We start from the raw sequence: 18103 nt of genomic DNA on the forward strand, positions 1-18103 counted from the left end.
TTAGGGCGCAATCCGCTCTTTTGGAAAGCGCAGTATGAAAGTGCTGCCCTTGCCCGGCGTACTTTCAATAATGAGTTGAGCTTGATGACGACTGGCAATATGTTTAACGATTGCCAAACCCAATCCTGTTCCACCTGTATCCCTTGAACGACTTCTATCGACACGATAAAAACGCTCAGTGAGTCTTGAGAGATGCTCAGAGGCGATACCAGGACCGGTATCAGTCACAGAAAATTCTCCATACCCTTCAGCATTAATATCCCACTTCACATTGATCGAACCAATGTCTGGGGTATAACGAATTGCATTTGAAACTAAATTACTAAATGCAGAGAGTATTTCTCTTTCATCCCCCAATATGGAGCATTGATTGAGAACTTCAAAACTAAAACTATGTCTACCTTGAGATAACGCTTCAGCATCATTCCTAATTAAAGCCATCAACATTTCAGGATTAATAGCTTTGCTCGCTGCAGGCAATGAATTAGCCTCTAAATTGGCAAGGGTTAATAAATCTTCAACCAAACTTTTCATACGCTGAGCTTGAGACATCATCATGTCAAAGTACTGATCACGTTGACCCTTCTCAAGATCTAAGGTTTGGACTGTCTCCAAAAACCCCATGAGTACAGTGATAGGCGTTCTCATCTCATGCGAAACGTTAGCAACGAAATCTCGGCGCATTGCATCTGCTTTTTGTAGGTCGGTGACGTTTTGAACTAGTAATAAGTGACGCTGGTTTCCGAAAGGAAATAATTGCAACATGAGACTCAGGCTGCTATTGGGCCCCATTCTTTCGAGAAGCAAAGGCTCATCAAAGTTACGCTTATTGATATATTGAATGAACTCTGGACGGCGAATCAGGAAGTTAATTCGCTGCATTACATCTCGCTTAAAATTCAGCCCAAAAAAACGTTCTGAAATCGCATTACACCATTCAATTTGATCGTTTTCATCTAACATCAAAATGCCATTAGGAGATGCCTGAAAAGCCTCAATAAAGCGATTATGCTGCTGCTCAACAGTTCGCATCTTTTGCTTCAAAGCTTTGACTAATCGCTGCAACCTAAATAAAACTTCTTCCCAAAAGCCGCTAGGTAAAGACATGCTCTCCAGTGAGTCCGATTTAATACTTTTTTCCAGGCGGGCTAGATTGATGTAGGAGTACACCAGAGGGATAGAAAGTAGCGCAATCGCCGAGAAGATGGCCCATTGTGCGCCCCAGTTATAAAGGACTATTAATGCGACTATAAATGCGAGGCAAATAAGAAAGAAAAAGCGTGTTAAGGCGGAAATCATATTGCAATGTTAGACCATCTCAAGGGCGACCTTGAAATGGCCATAAAAAGCCTGAAAAATCGGCTTTAGACTTCGGTTGGCATTTTAGTGATGCGGTAACCGCTACCCCGAACCGTCTCAATGAAGCGGTCACAATCTACAGAACTTAATGCGGCTCTCAAGCGCTTGATATGGACATCCACAGTGCGCTCTTCAATATAAACCTCGTTACCCCAAACATTATCTAGCAGGCTTGTTCGGGAATGCACTCGCTCTGGGTTGGCCATGAAATATTGCAAAAGTCTATATTCAGTGGGGCCTAGGGAGATTGGCTTAGGGTCTGAATTAGGCCAAATTGCTAAGACCCTGTGGGAACTTGGGTCCAGCTGTAACGGACCAACCGTAAGGGGTCCAGTATCTTCCGTAGGAGTCTGTCTACGCAACAATGCTTTAACGCGAGCAATTAACTCTTTGGGCGAAAAAGGCTTGGTGACGTAGTCATCCGCCCCGGAATCTAGGCCCATTACCTTATCAGCTTCTTCACTTTTAGCCGTCAGCATCAAAATAGGTAAACCTCTTGTGCGCTCATTTGCCCTAAGCTCTTTAGCAAACTGAACACCCGACTTTCCAGGCAGCATCCAGTCCATAATAATCAGACTTGGTAGGCGATCCTTCAGAATGCCTTGAGCAATATCAGTTTGCATTGCACGTTCGACCTCATAACCAGCATGGGTCAAATTAATTGCGATTAACTCCGCAATCGATGGCTCATCTTCAACTATTAGTATGCGGTGAGTCATTTGTATGGGTCGATTTATTCTTTAGTAGCTTCGCGCACTAAATCTGCGTGCGGAATGTGACGAACATCAGAACCTTTTGCAATATAAATTACAAATTCGGCAATATTCTTAGCATGATCACCAATACGCTCGATTGCCTTAGCAATAGTTAGCATATCTAGGCCGGTACCAATCGTGTGTGGGTCTTCAGACATGTAAGTAATGAGTTTACGAACGAAGCCTCTGAATTCTTCATCAATCTGACGATCCTCAGCTACAACCTCTGCTGCTGCAACCGTATCCAGCCTGGCAAATGCATCTAAGCTACGGCGCAATAAATTAATAGCCATTTGCCCAGATAAACGAATTTCAGCAACGTTAATGTTGTGAGGGGAGCCGGACTCAATTAAGCGCTTCGTACGCTTAGCAACACGTTCCGCCTCATCACCCGCACGCTCTAAATTAGTAATTGCTTTAGACACCGCCATCACCAAACGAAGATCACGGGCCGTAGGTTGGCGACGTGCAATGACTTCGGTGCAGGCTAAATCAATCTGAATCTCAAGATCGTTAACTAGCTTTTCGTTATCAATTACGATGTTGCAAGTATCAATATCCATTTGCGTAAAAGCACGCATCGCTGTAGCAATTTGTGACTCAACCAATCCACCCATTTCAAGCAAACGGCTTGAAAGGGAATTGAGGTCAGCATCAAATTGTGATGATAAGTGTTTATCTGGCATTTAGTGTCTCCAATTAACCGAAGCGGCCGGTTATATAGTCTTCTGTTTCTTTGCGCTTAGGCTTAATAAATATTTCATCAGTTTTACCATACTCGACCAAGCTACCAAGGTACATATAGGCGGTATAGTCAGACACACGGGCAGCCTGTTGCATGTTGTGCGTAACGATTGCAATCGTGTACTCATGCTTAAGCTCATTAATCAACTCTTCAATTTTTCCAGTAGAAATAGGATCCAAAGCAGAGGTTGGTTCGTCTAGCAAAATGACAGAAGGCTTTACTGCAACACCACGCGCAATACATAAGCGCTGCTGTTGACCGCCAGATAGAGATAGACCGCTTTGATTGAGCTTATCCTTAGCCTCATTCCATAATGCGGCTTTGTTCAATGCCCACTCAACACGCTCATCCATTTCAGAGCGAGAGAGCTTTTCATATAAGCGCACACCAAAGGCAATATTCTCATAGATTGACATTGGAAATGGGGTTGGCTTTTGAAAAACCATACCAATACGTGAACGCAGTAGGTTTAAATCCTGCCCTGGCTCAAGAATGTTCTGGCCATAGAAATTAATTTCACCTTCAGCACGCTGACCAGGGTAGAGATCGTACATACGATTCAGGGTGCGTAACAAAGTAGACTTGCCGCAACCTGAAGGGCCAATGAATGCAGTGACCTTGCCCTGCTCAATATCAAGGTTAATATTTTTGAGTCCCTGGAAAGCGCCATAAAAGAAATTCAGATTTCTAACTTCGAGCGCATTAATTGCTGCCTGCACTGGTTGTTGATTGGTTGTATCCACCCTACCTCCTTGACTATCGATCTTATTTAAGTCAAACATTGTGTTCATATTACTCATCATGCTTGCACCTTCTCACGGAATACGACTCGCGCTAATATATTTAAGCCAAGAACGGCAAATGTAATTAATAATGCTGCTGCCCATGCCAAATCAACCCAATTGTCATATGGACTCATCGCAAACTGGAAAATCACCACAGGCAAGTTTGCCATTGGTGCATTCATATTAGTTGAGAAAAATTGGTTGTTTAACGCTGTAAATAATAAGGGCGCTGTTTCACCACTAACGCGTGCAAGCGCTAATAAGATTCCGGTGATAACACCACTTTGAGCCGCTCTTAAAGTGATCATGAATGCTACTTTCCATTTAGGCGTACCAAGGGCATAAGCTGCCTCACGAAGACTTCCAGGAACTAAACGCAGCATGTTTTCAGTAGTACGAACTACCACTGGAATTGCAATTAAAGCCAAGGCAATAGTACCTGCCCAGCCTGAGAAGTGACGAACCTGGGCTACCACGATTGCATACACAAATAGACCGATCACAATGGAAGGGGCGGAAAGCATGATGTCTGTAACAAAGCGTGTGATCGAAGCAACTTTACTTCTATCGCCATACTCAGAAAGGTACAAGCCAGCCAGTACACCAATAGGAGTGCTAATAAGGGTACAACTTGCCACAATCATGAGACTTCCAACGATGGCATTAGCTAAGCCACCACCCTCGGATCCAGGTGCAGGTGTACTGTTCAGAAATACACCTAAATTAATTGACGAAAATCCTTTAATAAATAGAACACTCAAGATCCATAGCAAGAAAATCATACCGAGAGCCATAGCCCCAGTAGAGAGCACTAAGCCAATTTTGTTTGCACGCTTACGTTTGGCAAAAATTAAGGGATTAATATTTGAAATACCGCTCATGTTTTAAGTCCTTGCTTTTTCTCCATATTCATCAACATCCACTTAGCGATTGCTAAAACGACGAATGTAATCATGAATAGAGCAAGGCCAAGAGCAAATAAGGAAGAGTAATGTGGGCCAAGCTCAGCCTCACCAAACTCGTTTGCTAATGTCGATGCAATTGAATTTCCAGGGGCAAATAAAGACGCTGAAAGACGATGAGCATTACCGATTACAAAGGTTACAGCCATTGTTTCTCCAAGCGCCCTACCCAACCCGAGCATCACTCCACCAATAACACCAGCCTTGGTGTATGGAAGCACAACATTCTTAACCACTTCCCAGGTAGTGCAGCCAATTCCGTAAGCAGACTCCTTCAGAACTGGTGGAACGATTTCAAATACATCGCGCATGACAGATGCAATGAAAGGCAGAATCATCATCGCCAAAATAAGGCCTGCACACAAGATGCCAATACCATTAAATGCGCCTGAAAACAAAATTCCTAAGCCAGGAATCTGCCCAAGGGTGGCTGCTAAAGCTGGCTGAATATATTCCCCGAAAAGCGGCGCAAATATAAAAAGACCAAACATTCCATAAATAATCGAAGGTACAGCAGCGAGCAACTCAACCGCAGTACCTAGTGGCCTGCGTAATGGGCCTGGACACAACTCCGTTAAGAAAACTGCAATACCAAAACTTAATGGGACTGCGATCAGAAGCGCAATTAGGGATGTAACTATGGTACCGTAAATTGCAATTAATCCGCCAAACTCACCATTAACAATGTCCCACTCTTTGGTAAAGAAAAATCCAATTCCAAATTTGTCTAGCGCTGGCCAAGCATTAATAATCAATGAAATGATGATGCCTACCAGAGCAATCAGTACTGACAGCGCAAAAAATTGTGTAATGCCGTGGAATAAAAAGTCTTGAATACGTTGTAACTTAGCAATCCGAAGGGCCTGCGGCGTTGGCGCTGAGTGCGACTGAGATGATTCAATCATATTTGAGCTTATTTAAATTAAAAGCAGCCCCACACTTGGTGGAGCCGCTGTGTAAGAAACCAAAAATATCAGTTCCAAATATTACTTGGTGACCACTTTTGAAAATACGTTCTTACGAATAAAGTCAGTAGTAACATCCGGCATTGGTACGTAGTCCAACTCTTCAGCCATTTTCTTGCCATCTTTGAATGCGAAGTCGAAGAATTTGATTACTTCAGCTGCATTAGCTTTGTTCTCAGGATTCTTGTAAAGCAAGATGAAAGATGCACCAGTAATTGGCCATGATTTAGCACCTGGGGCGTTAGTAATAAATGTTCCCATGCCTGGAATCTTTGACCAATCAGTACCAGCAGCAGCTGCGGCGAAAGTAACATCATCAGGTTGCACAAATTGACCATCTTTGTTCTTCAAAGATACGCTAGTCATTTTGTTTTTCTTGGCATATGCATATTCAACGTAGCCAATTGCACCTTTAACACGTGAAACGTTTGCAGCAACACCTTCGTTACCTTTACCGCCAACAGAAGAAGCCGCAGGCCACTTAACTGCAGCACCTTCACCAACAGCATCTTTCCAGTTCTGACTTACTTTAGCTAAGTAGTTAGTAAAAATTGCAGTAGTTCCAGAACCATCAGCGCGATGAACTACAGTAATTGCCAAGTCAGGCATCTTCATACCTGGGTTGTTCAAGACAATACGTTTGTCGTTCCAATTTGTAATAACGCCCTGGAAAATATCAGACAAAGTATCAGGCGATAACTTGAGTTCATAAGGCTTTACACCTTCAACGTTAATCACTGGAACCACACCACCGATGATGGCAGGGAACTGAACCATGCCGTCTTTTTCTAAGTCATCAAATTTCACTGGATTGTCTGTTGCACCGAAATCTACAGTTTTCGCTTTGATTTGCTTAATACCACCAGATGAACCGATAGACTGATAGTTCAAGTTAGAACCAGTCTTAGCTTTGAAGGCTTCAGCCCACTTTGCATAAATTGGGTACGGGAATGTTGCGCCTGCACCTGTCATATCCACAGCAAAAGCTGCTGGAGCAAGTGAAATAGCGCTAATAACTAGTGCTTTTTTCAAAAAAGATTTCATGTGATTGTTCCTAATATTGAAATAACGCAACATTGCGATAGTAGGAAGATACGATTTCACTATGACGGTTTCATGACATAGTGAAAATATAGAAAATAATTCATATAAATCAATAACTTAAGGAATCCAAATCAATTGGGGGGAAAGCCACTTCAACCTCTGGGGAAATGATGAATATGGTGAATTAAATGATTCTTTTTAACTTCAAAGACGCATAGACTGCAGCGCCAGCGATAGACATAACAATCATCACCTCATAGAAGGATCCTTTTAAACCAGGCAAATCCTCCATATTCATCCCCATGATCCCTGAGATCAAGGTCATTGGCAGGAAAATGACCGTCATCACGGAGAGGACTTGTAAATTTTTGGCGTTAAATTCAGCAACATGGGCAGCTTGCTCATCTTGGAGCACCTTTGCCCGGTCATAAAGACTGGAAATCTCTTGCACTAAATAAGTAAGCAGATCCAAATCATCATTTAGACCATTCCTATTCTCTTCATTAAACCAATACGGCAAACGCTTTAGCAAGCGGTGTAAAGCGATTAATTCTGGTGAAAATTGCCTGCGCAGACGGCTACATTGAATGCGAATTCTGCCTAAACTTTCATGCTCAGGAAACTCCCTACCCTTTAGCAGATTCTCTTCAAGCTCATCCATGTCGGCTGAAAGATGCGTTAATAAAGTACGCAATTGTTCTGCGCGCAAATCAAGCAACTCATGGAATAACTCAATAGCAGAGACCGGATTTAGTTGGCCGCTTCTGAGGTCATATCGTAATTTGTCGGTCGTTCTTAAAGGGTTATTGCGGAGAGAGATCATTAGTCTTGGTGTAACAATCGCCCAAAGGGTTCCTAAGCTAGAGTCACGCCCTTCATCTCCAAACTCTTGCTGAAAATCATTCATCACCATTAAGAGACAGTCATTCAGCTTTTCAATACGCTCTAAGCGGCTGAGGTTAACGCCCTCTTGGATCATCTCTACTACGCGCTCAGGAATTAGCGGTGTATTTTCAAGCCATCTCTGGATCTGCGAGTTAGATAAATTGAGATGTAGCCAAATTGAAATATCAGGATTTTCGAGCGCATCTGTAATCTCAAATAAAGGAATTTCATAGCCGTTGCCAGATGAAGGCATTGCCCAAGCAAATACCACGCCCGCAATCGGGAAAGGTTTTGAAATTACTTCTGTAGTCATCGCGAAAGTGTAAGGCACCTACGTGACATCAAAATGACATGAAATTACTCTATATAAATAGTTTCTTCTGTCGATAGACCAGCAAGATTCTCATGAAAAGTTTAGGCCTTGCTCTCCTGCTGATTCCAGCATTAGCCATTGCATTTGAGCCCTTAAATACGGATGATGCAGGTACGGTTAGGTCGGGCAGCAATCAGATAGAGCAATATTTTTTCTCTATTAATCGGCGTGGCGGGTCTCAACAGTCGGATATTGTTACGCCTGGCGAAGAGTACACGGGCAACGCAGATGCAAAAGCCTTTCCATTTACGTATACGAGAGGTCTAAGCGACACAGTTGAGGCATCTATATCCACAACCTATTACAGTAGTCCTAGTGGAAATTACTCAAGGCTTTCAAATTATGTATTCGCTAGTAAGTGGCGTTTTCTTGAAGACGAGCAGCTTGGTTATGCTCTTGCTATCAAACCTACGGTAGTTTTGCCTGCGAGCAAACAACAGCAAGTAGAGGGTCTTGGTTTGGCTGCATTTAATTATGGAGCAAACTTTATTGCCTCAAAATACTGGGATGGCATAGAACTCCATTTAAATGCCATGTACATGCGATCACCATACAACACGAATTACAGCATTGGGCACGCAGCTGACAATAGCAGAACTGACATCTTTCTTTTATCGCTTGCCCCAGTCTGGACGGTAGCTCCAAACATACGCATAGCATTGGATGTAGGCGCTACAACAAATCCACCGGCTAATGATCAATACCTAAGCTACTACTCTTTAGTAGCCGCTATTTTCTCAATTAATGAAAGTATTGATCTAGGGCTTTCATATATGAGGACTGCTCAAAGCTTTGGGGCCTCCATAGGCGCTCAAGAGGTTGGCGCAACGCGAACCGAAGTAGGTATTACCTGGAGGTTCTAAATGTCCTATTTTCATGAAAAATCAAATTGTCACAATCTCGTAGCAAACTTAAGCTAACTCATAATGCGGTTCAATTGGAGTCAAGCATGCACTATCAAATCATTCCTCTGGAGATGGGCTCATTAGTAGAGCGCAATATTTTCCAACAAGAAAATAAAGAAATTAAATGCGGCACAGTCTGGAAACTGGGATCAGTTATCACCACAATCAAACCAGTCTTCATTAAGGCTTATGACCCTAATATTGGCATTTGTATAGAAGATATCCCCGGCGGAGCATTAGAAAAAACTTATGGGGAAGAAAAAGTTATTTACTTCTCTGATACTGTCGAAGAAGATGAGCAAGACGAATTAACCGACATCTTTTATCAAAGCAGCCGTAAGTTTTCCAAAAGCTATGAAGATGTTTTCCACGACCTAGGATGGAGAAAAATTAGCTCCGAGTCCTATATATTTGGGGAGCTCGAAATTAAGGAATTAGATGAAGCGCCAACTTCGTATAAATGAATATTCACATTATTAAGAAACTCATCGCCAGCATTTTCCTGGTCTGCTCTTTTGCGGTTTCGGCTCTATCATCTGAGCCCTTCAAGTTCATCGCCTTGGGTGATATGCCATACAAACTCCCGGAGGATGAAGTTCGTTATGAAAGACTCATTACTGAAATCAATAAGCTCAATCCAAGCTTTAGTATTTTTATAGGCGATACTAAATCAGGCTCTACACCCTGTAGCGATGAATACAACTTTAAGGTTAAGGAGTATTTCAACCAATACACTGCCCCATTAATTTATAGCATTGGTGATAACGAATGGACGGACTGTCACAGGCCCTTAGCAGGTTCCTATGACCCCCTAGAGCGCCTTGATAACCTGAGGAATAGCTTCTTTAATAGCAGTCAGAGTTTTGGAAAAAAGCAATTACAACTCACTCGCCAGGGTGATGTTGATCCTACGTTTAAGAAGTTTGTAGAGAATGCTTATTGGGTTAAAAACCAGATTTTATTTGTAAATCTGCATGTAACAGGCTCCAATAACAATTTCGAGCGCGATGAAAGTTCAAAAGTAGAATACCGCGAGCGCAATCTTGCAAACCTTGCGTGGATTAAGCAAATGTTTGAGTTGGCAAACTCAAAGCAGTACGCAGCAATCGTCTTTGCTTATCAAGCCGACATGTTTTATAGCCCTAGTCAAGCCACAAAAGCTGAGAGCGGCTATCGAGATACTTTGCATGCTTTTAGTCACGGAGCACAAGCGCTCAAAAAACCCGTGTTACTAATTCATGGCGATAGCCATCGACTCATCATTGATCAACCACTAAAGACGGCCGACCAAAAACATGTCTTAGAGAATGTGCTACGTCTACAAGTCATGGGTGCGGAGCAAGTTCAAGCCGTAGAAATTAGCATTAATCCCAAGGCCGAGCAACCTTTTAGCTTCACACCCATATTGCTCAAACAAAATAGCTTGCATCCAGGCTTATAAGTCCTTCTAGGCTTATCCAACGGGCATCCTATTGCTTAGTTTATGGCATCATCAAGCTATGACTAGCAAACTATACGAATCATTTCTGACGAAAAATCCAAGCCCTGAAGAGCGAAAATGCCTTGGAAAATCGTTACGAAAACAGGTCAGTCGCAGTTCGCTTGGTGAATATACCGTAGAGCTAAAACGCCATTCGCCGATTGAGATTTTGCTTGAGCAAGCTAAAACTCGAATTGAACACTACATCCCTATTCGTCATGCGCGCATGGCCGTCAATCCATTTGCCTTCTTTAGGGGTGGCGCCGCAATTATGGCCAAGGACTTGGCAACCACTTCAACCGCCCCCATTAGAGTACAACTCTGCGGTGACATGCACGTGAGTAACTTTGGATTTTTCTCAACAACCGAGCACCAACTGGTCTTCGGTATTAATGATTTTGATGAAACCCTTCCTGGGAATTTTGACTGGGATTTAAAACGGCTCACTGCTAGCGCAATGATTGCCTCTCAACTCCTAGGCAAAGATCAAGCCTATGGAGAAATGATCGTACGAAATATTTCCAAAACTTATCGCAACTATCTTCAACGATATGCACGCATGCCTTATGTCAATCTAAAGCGGACATATATTGATCAAAATGCCTTAGCGACAGCTGCAGCAAAATATGCAAATGCCGATAGTCAAAAATACTTACAGCGCTTACTAGATAAGGCCCGAAAAAATAGTGGGCCAGGTATGGTTGGAAAGCTAACTGAATCCACCCCTTCGGGAATTAAGCTCATTAATAACCCCCCATTAATAGAGCACCCTGAATTTTCGGCTCACGGAAGAAGCATTGCCGAACTTAACGATGCGGGTCTTAATTCCTATCTCAAGAGCCTTTCCCCAGACCGAAGAGAATTGCTCATGCGCTATAAATGGATGGACTGGGCCAGAAAAGTAGTCGGTGTTGGCAGCGTGGGTACTGGTTGCTGGGTAATGTATTTTGAGGGTCTAGATGAAAATGACCCCCTTTTTCTCCAAACAAAAGCGGCTCAAGAATCTGTGTTATCTCCATTTTTTCCAGGTTCGCATTACAAGGCCCAAGGTGAAAGAGTTGTCTTTGGACAATCATTAATTCAAGGAGCACCAGATATTTTTCTTGGGTTTGGAACAGATAAAGAGACGGATTTTTATGTCCGTCAGTTACGCGACATGAAAGGCGGAATATCAGTCGGTGGCGATGGCATTAATGCCAAGGTCTTTCCGGATTTTGCAAAACTATTTGGATGGGCTTTAGCTAATGCCCATGCCCGCTCTGGTGATGCGGCTGTTCTTGCTGGTTATTGCGGTAACAGCGAAGTACTAGACGATGCACTCGTCAAATTTTCAATTGCCTACAGCAAGCAAAATGAGATTGACTATAAAACTTTTCAGAATGCCATTAAATCTGGTGCGTTATCCTGCGCTACTGACAATTTCTAATATAAGTCCAACCTTAAATTAATAGTCAGGCTTTTTCTAATAGCATTCTGGCGGAGAGGGAGGGATTCGAACCCTCGGTAGGTTTGACCCTACGCCTGATTTCGAGTCAGGTACATTCGACCACTCTGCCACCTCTCCGAACCGAGAAATCATTATAGCCAGCGATACATAAAGCCATGCAGTCGATAGTGACTAAAGTTTGGGCTAGGCAAGCTGGATATGCTCGATTAATGTAGATGCTCATCAATGCATATCAAGATAAGGAATTGTTCATGAGCATCCAAATTTTAAAGTGCGGTAATTACCTAGTGCTTTGTATTCCCGATGCATTCATAAAGGAAATGCGGTTGAAATGTAGCGATAGAGTTGAGGCGACACTATCTAGCGACGGCGCAATAATCATCAGGGCTCAAAAACTTGATCGTAAAACCTTATCTAAAATGGCTAGAGAGTTAAGTGCCTCAATGAAAATGGGCACATCGGTAATGGATCAGATTCGCTCTGGCGCTCGCTACTAACAATCTATTTATTAAAAGCATATTTCGAAATGACCCAAATACCTTTGGGATAAAGCCATGTGGTGACTTAGGCTAGAAGCACTCTATTGGTCGCAAACGCCTGTCATTAGCAGTGCGCCAGAAAAGAATCCAAAAGGCTTCTTACCGTCTTTTGCAAACCCTTCGATGCTGAGATAGTCCACAAAGACACCATCTTTGCCTGCAGCCTTTTGCGTCCAAATAACTTTATAAGAATTGCTCTTGCTTCCCGATGCGATGACTTTAGGCTTCCCTAAGGAATCCATGACATCTCCGATAACTTCTCCAGTTTTCTTGACCACTGCAAATTCTTGGCCAACCCTGGGGCTATCTTTAACGATATCTAACTCTCCATTGCTTTTGATGTAGGCATCACTCAAAACCTCGCACCGATAGGTTTTCTCAGTTGCCATAACAGCTGGAGGAACCAATGCTGCGCAGATGAGGGCTAGAAATAATGAGAGCTTATACATTTGCGCAAACTTTAAATTGGCTTGAGCACTTCTAAGCCGCCCAAGTATGGTTGCAGCGCTTTAGGAATAGCAATGCTGCCATCAACTTGTTGCTTGTTTTCAAGCAAAGCAACCAACGCTCTACCCACCGCTAAGCCTGAACCATTTAAGGTATGCACCAACTCTGGCTTGCCTTGGCCAGCTTTAAATCTAGCTTGCATGCGTCTCGCTTGGAAATCACCCATGCTAGAGCATGAGCTAATTTCTCTATAAGCATTTTGCGAAGGCACCCAAACCTCTAAATCATAGGTCTTGGTACTACCAAAGCCCATATCACCCGTGCAGAGCAATACTTTTCTATAGGGCAACTCTAGAAGCTCCAGGATTCTTTCTGCATGACCCGTGAGATCTTCCAAGGCTTGCATGGAATCCTCTGGCTTAGTAATTTGCACCAACTCCACTTTATCAAACTGATGCTGACGAATCATGCCGCGCACATCACGACCATAGCTACCTGCTTCTGAACGGAAGCAGGGCGTGTGAGCGACAAACTTCATTGGCAAGTTATCAGCATTCACGATTTCATCGCGAACTAAATTAGTCACCGGCACTTCTGCTGTTGGTATTAAGTAGAAGTTTTCTGTTTTTGCTTCGCCACCCTCATCTTCGCCACCCATTTGACGTGGGACTTTGAATAAGTCCTCTTCAAACTTCGGTAACTGGCCTGTGCCGCGCATAGATGCAGCGTTCACCATATAGGGTGCATAGACCTCCTGGTACCCATGCTTTGTGGCATGGGTATCGATCATGAACTGCGCTAAAGCACGGTGCAATCTGGCGATTGGTCCTTTGAGTACTACAAAGCGTGAACCACTGATCTTGGCTGCCACTTCAAAGTCAAGACCTAATGGGCCGCCAAGGTCCACGTGATCTTTAATTTCAAAATCAAAAATGGGCTGCTCACCCCAACGCTTTACTTCTTTGTTTTCTGTTTCGTCTTTACCTGTTGGCACAGACTCATCTGGCAGATTCGGGATACCCATTAAGAAATCAGAAATTTCAGCTTGAAGTACTGCTAAGCGGGCAGAACCAGATTCCATATCGGTGTTTACTTGTGCAACTTCAGCCATTTCAGCAGAAGCATCCTCACCCTTACCTTTTTTCATACCAATTGCCTTAGACAATTGATTGCGTTTAGCTTGCAATTCTTCAGTACGAGTTTGCAAAGATTTGCGCTCCGATTCCAGAGCGTTGAATTTCTCAACATCCAATTGGAATTTGCGAGTAGCTAAACGTGCAGCAACTGCGGCGATATCTTTACGTAGTAATTGCGGATCAATCATATGTTGCTCTAGTTTGGTTTGTTCTGTTTTTGTGCTTAGTGAATATTGTGGCTCTAGTTTAAGCGCAAGACTTCTACCCCCGCAGGCGGAGTAAAGGTAAAGCGATTGGCAGGCAGATTGACGTTGAGCTGGATCTTATCCAGGGTCACCAGGACCACACTTCCTAGTCCATCGGTTAATTCAAGGGCTTTAGGCAAGCCGTTAGTCATGCCAATAGAGATCTTTGTGTAAGGCAGATCATTTTTGTTCTTCGCATTGGGATCTTTTTTGGGGGTCAGAGAAACCCATTTCATTCCCAAGCGCTCATCACCTTCCACTAGATCAAAGTGTTGGTCTAGTGAAGTTTCACCAAACAGAATGGCTGCCGGTGTTGATGCTAAAGCTTGCCCTGCAGGACGAAAGGTTGCCTGATTTAAATCTTTATCCCACAAGATTAATTGCTTGCCATCGGCAATCAACTTTTGCTCGTAAGGTTTTTGCGTTTCCCAGATAAAACGGCCTGGACGCTGGAATACGAAATGTCCTTGCGTTTGACGCAGAACTTTCAAACCTTTGTCTTGCGGCTCATTCGCCTTAGGCGCACGCAACTGCTGTTGCACAAAATCACCTTCGGCAGTTTTGGAGTTACGCACAAATTGACGTAATTGCTCAGCACCACTCTCAGATTGTGAGAGCGCTGCACCTGCAAACAGAATGCTTGCAATCGCAAGAATTGCTGAAATTAGAAATCTTGACATGGATTCTTACTCTGAAGGGCGATGCAAAATCTCGCGATTGCCACCGTTACCCATTTTGGATACGAGACCTGCTTTTTCCATATCCTCAAGAAGACGTGCGGCGCGGTTGTAACCAATGCGCAGATGACGCTGCACTAATGAGATAGATGGGCGTTTGTTTTCGAGAACAATAGCAACGGCTTGATCGTAGAGTGGGTCGGCTTCGCCACCGCTCTCGCCAGTTAATGCATCGACGTTGGATTCATCGGCGCCTTCGAGAACACCATCAATGTAATTGGCTTCGCCCTTGTCTTTGAGCCACTCGACTACTCGATGCACTTCATCATCGGATACAAAGGCACCATGCACGCGAACTGGTAAGCCGGTACCCGGCGCCATGTAGAGCATGTCACCCATACCGAGCAATGCTTCCGCGCCCTGCTGATCCAGAATCGTACGGCTGTCGATCTTCGAGCTGACCTGGAATGAAATACGGGTTGGTACGTTGGCTTTAATCAAACCAGTAATCACGTCGACACTTGGGCGTTGTGTTGCCAGAACTAAATGAATACCAGCAGCACGTGCCTTTTGAGCAATACGTGCAATCAACTCTTCAATCTTCTTGCCGGAGACCATCATCAAGTCAGCCAACTCATCGATCACGATGACGATCACTGGTGCTTTATAGATTGGCTCTGGATCATCCGGTGTCAAGCTAAATGGATTGGTGAGCTTCTCACCTTTTTCTTCTGCTTCAGCAATCTTTTTATTAAAGCCAGCTAAGTTACGCACGCCAAACTTACTCATGAGTTTGTAGCGACGCTCCATCTCATTGACCGCCCAATTGAGTGCGTTATAAGCCTGCTTCATATCGGTTACAACTGGGCACAACAAATGTGGGATCTTGTCGTAGATTGCCATCTCTAGCATCTTCGGATCGATCATGATCAAACGCACTTCATCAGGCTTAGCCTTAAAGAGCAATGACAAGATCATGGCGTTAATACCAACAGACTTACCAGCACCAGTAGTACCCGCAACCAAGCAGTGCGGCATCTTCGCTAAGTCAGCCACCATTGGGCTACCGGAAATGTCTTTACCTAAAGCGAGTGTTAGCAATGAATGGTTGTCGTTATAAACCTGTGAAGTCAGAATCTCTGACAAATACACAGATTGACGAGTTGGATTTGGTAACTCCAGAGCCATGCAAGTCTTACCAGGAATGGTTTCTACTACACGCATGCTGACTACGCCTAATGAGCGAGCCAAGTCACGTGAGAGGTTCACAATCTGACTACCCTTCACGCCTACTGCTGGATCAATCTCGTAGCGCGTTACTACTGGACCTGGGTAAGCAGCGATGACGGTTACCTGAACATTAAATTCAGCTAACTTGCGCTCGATCAAACGGGAAGTAAATTCCAATACTTCAGCAGAGATGGTTTCTTTTGCTTCAGGTACTGGATCAAGCAATGCGAGTGGTGGCAACTCAGAGTCTGGAATATCTACAAACAATGGTTGCTGTTTCTCACGCTCTACTCGAGCGCTCTTTGGAATCTCAACAGGTGCACGAACAATTTGCACTGGCGCAGCAACCTCAACCCGGCCGCGGAATTCTTCTACAAACTCTTCGCGCTCTTCTGCAGCGGCTTCACCTAGCTTGCGATCTTCTTCACTATCGCGACGTTCGCGAATACGGTAGAAAGACACCTCTAAGAAACGCCCTACTTTTTCAGCGACATCCAACCAGGAAAAATGCAGAAACAGGGACAGGCCCGCACACAAGCCAAATAGCAAGACGAGAGTAGCGCCGGTAAAACCAAGAGACATTTGCAATGGGTCACCAATCAGCTCACCCAAAATGCCGCCAGGTGGTCTAGGAAGCTCCCAGGACAGCGAATGCATCCGAATAGACTCAAGGCCCATACTGCACGCTAAAGTCAGACCAAAGCCCAACCAGCGCATTAATAAAGAGTCTGGCTTAGCCTCTGGATCGGGAGGCAAGGGAATACTCCAAAGCTCGCGCCAGCCATTGAGGACACGGCGCCCAAACAGGGCTACCCACCAAAAGGCAGAAATACCAAAGACATACAGCATTAAATCGGCCAAATAAGCCCCAAAACGACCGCCTAGGTTCTTTGGATCCTCAAAACTGGCGTGGGACCAGGCTGGATCAGCCTTGGAATAGGTCAGCAAAATGGCAAATAAGCCCAGGCAAAGGCCCAGGGAGATGAACCAGCGGGCCTCCAATAAGAGGCGGGGCATCCTGCCCTGCCCGCCGTTCTCTGGGGGCTCGGGGCTCAATGGAGCCTTGGACTTCGGATATGTGGTTCTTGCCATGTTCCACCGATTGTAATCAAGCAAATCTATAATTTGAATATGACTACAAATACCCCAAAACACTCCAAAGTTCTCATCCTCGGATCAGGCCCTGCTGGTTATACAGCCGCTGTCTATGCTGCTCGAGCCAATTTGAACCCTACCCTCATTACTGGGCTGGCTCAAGGCGGTCAATTAATGACCACAACCGACGTGGAAAACTGGCCTGCGGATGCCGATGGTGTTCAAGGCCCTGAGCTCATGGATCGCTTTTTAAAGCATGCCGAACGCTTCAATACTGAAATCATTTTTGATCACATTCATACAGCAGCCCTCAAAGAGAAACCTATTCGCTTGGTTGGCGATTCTGGAACTTACACCTGTGATGCATTAATTATTTGTACTGGTGCTTCTGCTCAATACATCGGCTTACCAAGTGAAGAAGCATTCATGGGTCGCGGTGTTTCTGGTTGCGCAACTTGCGATGGTTTCTTCTACCGCAATCAAGATGTTTGCGTAGTGGGCGGTGGTAACACTGCTGTTGAAGAAGCGCTCTACCTCACAGGTATTGCGAAAAAAGTAACGGTCATTCATCGTCGCGACAAATTCCGTGCTGAGCCAATCTTGAACGATCGATTAATGGCGAAAGTTGCTGAAGGCAAAGTGGAGTTGAAATTGAACGCCACTCTCGATGAAGTGCTTGGCGATGAAAAAGGCGTTACTGGTGTTCGCATCAAGAAACAAGATGGCAGCACTGAAGACATCGCTGTAACTGGTGCCTTTATTGCGATTGGCCACAAGCCAAACACCGAACTCTTTGTTGGTCAGCTCGATATGAATAATGGTTACCTCAAGACCCACTCAGGACTTGAAGGCAATGCTACTGCTACCAACATCCCCGGCGTATTTGCCGCTGGCGACGTACAAGATCACATCTACCGTCAAGCAATTACTAGCGCTGGCACAGGTTGTATGGCTGCATTAGATGCTCAGCGTTACTTAGAAACATTGGAATAAGTCTCTAAACTTTTAATAATAAAATGCCTAGCAATG

Annotated in this window: 18 protein-coding genes and 1 tRNA gene; 6 read left to right on the forward strand and 13 right to left on the reverse strand. The window is 44.3% G+C overall.

Features of this window, described 5'->3' with window-relative positions:
- The 8 genes from phoR to JaK3_RS08645 form a co-directional block, all read right to left on the reverse strand.
- Window positions 1–1299, reverse strand: a complete 1299-nt coding sequence (gene phoR, locus JaK3_RS08610; protein ID WP_068323547.1) for a phosphate regulon sensor histidine kinase PhoR — start codon at window positions 1297–1299, stop codon at window positions 1–3.
- Between the two features lie 65 nt (window positions 1300–1364).
- Window positions 1365–2078, reverse strand: coding sequence for a phosphate regulon transcriptional regulator PhoB (gene phoB / locus JaK3_RS08615; RefSeq protein WP_068323552.1), 714 nt, complete (start codon window positions 2076–2078; stop codon window positions 1365–1367).
- A 14-nt stretch (window positions 2079–2092) separates the two neighbouring features.
- Window positions 2093–2800 carry a phosphate signaling complex protein PhoU gene (phoU, locus tag JaK3_RS08620; protein ID WP_068323554.1) on the reverse strand — a complete coding sequence of 236 codons (708 nt, stop codon included), beginning with the start codon at window positions 2798–2800 and terminating at the stop codon, window positions 2093–2095.
- 13 nt (window positions 2801–2813) lie between these two features.
- Window positions 2814–3662, reverse strand: coding sequence for a phosphate ABC transporter ATP-binding protein PstB (pstB, locus tag JaK3_RS08625; protein WP_240480924.1), 849 nt, complete (start codon window positions 3660–3662; stop codon window positions 2814–2816).
- Window positions 3659–4525 (reverse strand): phosphate ABC transporter permease PstA, encoded by an 867-nt coding sequence (gene pstA / locus JaK3_RS08630; protein ID WP_068323557.1) that lies wholly within the window; start codon window positions 4523–4525, stop codon window positions 3659–3661. The genes pstB and pstA overlap by 4 nt, the downstream gene beginning before the upstream one ends.
- Window positions 4522–5511 carry a phosphate ABC transporter permease subunit PstC gene (gene pstC, locus JaK3_RS08635; protein WP_068323558.1) on the reverse strand — a complete coding sequence of 330 codons (990 nt, stop codon included), beginning with the start codon at window positions 5509–5511 and terminating at the stop codon, window positions 4522–4524. The genes pstA and pstC overlap by 4 nt, the downstream gene beginning before the upstream one ends.
- Before the next feature lie 81 nt (window positions 5512–5592).
- Entirely contained in the window at window positions 5593–6615 is a 1023-nt protein-coding gene (gene pstS / locus JaK3_RS08640) for a phosphate ABC transporter substrate-binding protein PstS (RefSeq protein WP_068323559.1), read from the reverse strand.
- Window positions 6616–6799: 184 nt separating this feature from the next.
- The gene (locus JaK3_RS08645) at window positions 6800–7813 is read right to left on the reverse strand and encodes a CorA family divalent cation transporter (protein ID WP_068323778.1); all 1014 of its coding nucleotides are present in this window, start codon (window positions 7811–7813) and stop codon (window positions 6800–6802) included.
- A gap of 92 nt (window positions 7814–7905) precedes the next feature.
- Between JaK3_RS08645 and JaK3_RS08650 the strand changes: the two genes are divergently transcribed.
- The 4 genes from JaK3_RS08650 (at window position 7906) to JaK3_RS08665 (ending at window position 11684) form a co-directional block, all read left to right on the forward strand.
- Window positions 7906–8736: a hypothetical protein gene (locus JaK3_RS08650; protein WP_068323561.1), complete on the forward strand. Its 831-nt coding sequence runs from the start codon at window positions 7906–7908 to the stop codon at window positions 8734–8736.
- Window positions 8737–8822: 86 nt separating this feature from the next.
- Window positions 8823–9242 carry a hypothetical protein gene (locus tag JaK3_RS08655; protein WP_068323563.1) on the forward strand — a complete coding sequence of 140 codons (420 nt, stop codon included), beginning with the start codon at window positions 8823–8825 and terminating at the stop codon, window positions 9240–9242.
- Entirely contained in the window at window positions 9239–10219 is a 981-nt protein-coding gene (locus JaK3_RS08660) for a hypothetical protein (protein WP_068323565.1), read from the forward strand. Before JaK3_RS08655 ends, JaK3_RS08660 begins: the two co-directional genes overlap by 4 nt.
- A 58-nt stretch (window positions 10220–10277) precedes the next feature.
- Complete coding sequence (locus JaK3_RS08665) at window positions 10278–11684, forward strand: DUF2252 domain-containing protein (protein WP_068323568.1); 1407 nt, start codon at window positions 10278–10280, stop codon at window positions 11682–11684.
- A 48-nt stretch (window positions 11685–11732) separates the two neighbouring features.
- Here the strand turns inward: JaK3_RS08665 and JaK3_RS08670 are convergent.
- A tRNA-Ser gene (locus tag JaK3_RS08670) sits at window positions 11733–11822 on the reverse strand.
- Window positions 11823–11956: 134 nt separating this feature from the next.
- Here JaK3_RS08670 and JaK3_RS08675 point away from each other — a divergent pair.
- Window positions 11957–12202, forward strand: a complete 246-nt coding sequence (locus JaK3_RS08675; protein ID WP_068323781.1) for an AbrB/MazE/SpoVT family DNA-binding domain-containing protein — start codon at window positions 11957–11959, stop codon at window positions 12200–12202.
- Between the two features lie 83 nt (window positions 12203–12285).
- Here JaK3_RS08675 and JaK3_RS08680 read toward each other — a convergent pair whose 3' ends face one another.
- The 4 genes from JaK3_RS08680 to JaK3_RS08695 are packed head-to-tail and all read right to left on the reverse strand — an operon-like array spanning window position 12286 to window position 17071.
- Complete coding sequence (locus tag JaK3_RS08680) at window positions 12286–12693, reverse strand: hypothetical protein (RefSeq protein WP_068323569.1); 408 nt, start codon at window positions 12691–12693, stop codon at window positions 12286–12288.
- 11 nt (window positions 12694–12704) lie between these two features.
- Window positions 12705–14015, reverse strand: coding sequence for a serine--tRNA ligase (gene serS, locus JaK3_RS08685; RefSeq protein ID WP_068323570.1), 1311 nt, complete (start codon window positions 14013–14015; stop codon window positions 12705–12707).
- Between the two features lie 53 nt (window positions 14016–14068).
- Window positions 14069–14752 (reverse strand): outer membrane lipoprotein periplasmic chaperone LolA, encoded by a 684-nt coding sequence (gene lolA / locus JaK3_RS08690; RefSeq protein ID WP_068323572.1) that lies wholly within the window; start codon window positions 14750–14752, stop codon window positions 14069–14071.
- A gap of 6 nt (window positions 14753–14758) precedes the next feature.
- Window positions 14759–17071: a DNA translocase FtsK gene (locus JaK3_RS08695; RefSeq protein WP_068323576.1), complete on the reverse strand. Its 2313-nt coding sequence runs from the start codon at window positions 17069–17071 to the stop codon at window positions 14759–14761.
- A gap of 39 nt (window positions 17072–17110) precedes the next feature.
- Between JaK3_RS08695 and trxB the strand changes: the two genes are divergently transcribed.
- A complete protein-coding gene (trxB, locus tag JaK3_RS08700) occupies window positions 17111–18067 on the forward strand; it encodes a thioredoxin-disulfide reductase (RefSeq protein ID WP_068323588.1) in 957 nt (318 codons plus the stop codon).
- Window positions 18068–18103 lie beyond the last annotated feature (36 nt).

Source organism: Polynucleobacter yangtzensis (assembly GCF_001595965.1).
Lineage (GTDB): Bacteria > Pseudomonadota > Gammaproteobacteria > Burkholderiales > Burkholderiaceae > Polynucleobacter > Polynucleobacter yangtzensis.

Excerpts from the sequence above, each read along its gene's own strand:
- phoR (WP_068323547.1), bottom strand. The coding sequence starts at position 1,299 with ATGATTTCCGCCTTAACACGCTTTTTCTTTCTTATTTGCCTCGCATTT.
- phoB (WP_068323552.1), bottom strand. The coding sequence starts at position 2,078 with ATGACTCACCGCATACTAATAGTTGAAGATGAGCCATCGATTGCGGAG.
- phoU (WP_068323554.1), bottom strand. The coding sequence starts at position 2,800 with ATGCCAGATAAACACTTATCATCACAATTTGATGCTGACCTCAATTCC.
- pstB (WP_240480924.1), bottom strand. The coding sequence starts at position 3,662 with ATGATGAGTAATATGAACACAATGTTTGACTTAAATAAGATCGATAGT.
- pstA (WP_068323557.1), bottom strand. The coding sequence starts at position 4,525 with ATGAGCGGTATTTCAAATATTAATCCCTTAATTTTTGCCAAACGTAAG.
- pstC (WP_068323558.1), bottom strand. The coding sequence starts at position 5,511 with ATGATTGAATCATCTCAGTCGCACTCAGCGCCAACGCCGCAGGCCCTT.
- pstS (WP_068323559.1), bottom strand. The coding sequence starts at position 6,615 with ATGAAATCTTTTTTGAAAAAAGCACTAGTTATTAGCGCTATTTCACTT.
- JaK3_RS08645 (WP_068323778.1), bottom strand. The coding sequence starts at position 7,813 with ATGACTACAGAAGTAATTTCAAAACCTTTCCCGATTGCGGGCGTGGTA.
- JaK3_RS08650 (WP_068323561.1), top strand. The coding sequence starts at position 7,906 with ATGAAAAGTTTAGGCCTTGCTCTCCTGCTGATTCCAGCATTAGCCATT.
- JaK3_RS08655 (WP_068323563.1), top strand. The coding sequence starts at position 8,823 with ATGCACTATCAAATCATTCCTCTGGAGATGGGCTCATTAGTAGAGCGC.
- JaK3_RS08660 (WP_068323565.1), top strand. The coding sequence starts at position 9,239 with ATGAATATTCACATTATTAAGAAACTCATCGCCAGCATTTTCCTGGTC.
- JaK3_RS08665 (WP_068323568.1), top strand. The coding sequence starts at position 10,278 with ATGACTAGCAAACTATACGAATCATTTCTGACGAAAAATCCAAGCCCT.
- JaK3_RS08675 (WP_068323781.1), top strand. The coding sequence starts at position 11,957 with ATGAGCATCCAAATTTTAAAGTGCGGTAATTACCTAGTGCTTTGTATT.
- JaK3_RS08680 (WP_068323569.1), bottom strand. The coding sequence starts at position 12,693 with ATGTATAAGCTCTCATTATTTCTAGCCCTCATCTGCGCAGCATTGGTT.
- serS (WP_068323570.1), bottom strand. The coding sequence starts at position 14,015 with ATGATTGATCCGCAATTACTACGTAAAGATATCGCCGCAGTTGCTGCA.
- lolA (WP_068323572.1), bottom strand. The coding sequence starts at position 14,752 with ATGTCAAGATTTCTAATTTCAGCAATTCTTGCGATTGCAAGCATTCTG.
- JaK3_RS08695 (WP_068323576.1), bottom strand. The coding sequence starts at position 17,071 with ATGGCAAGAACCACATATCCGAAGTCCAAGGCTCCATTGAGCCCCGAG.
- trxB (WP_068323588.1), top strand. The coding sequence starts at position 17,111 with ATGACTACAAATACCCCAAAACACTCCAAAGTTCTCATCCTCGGATCA.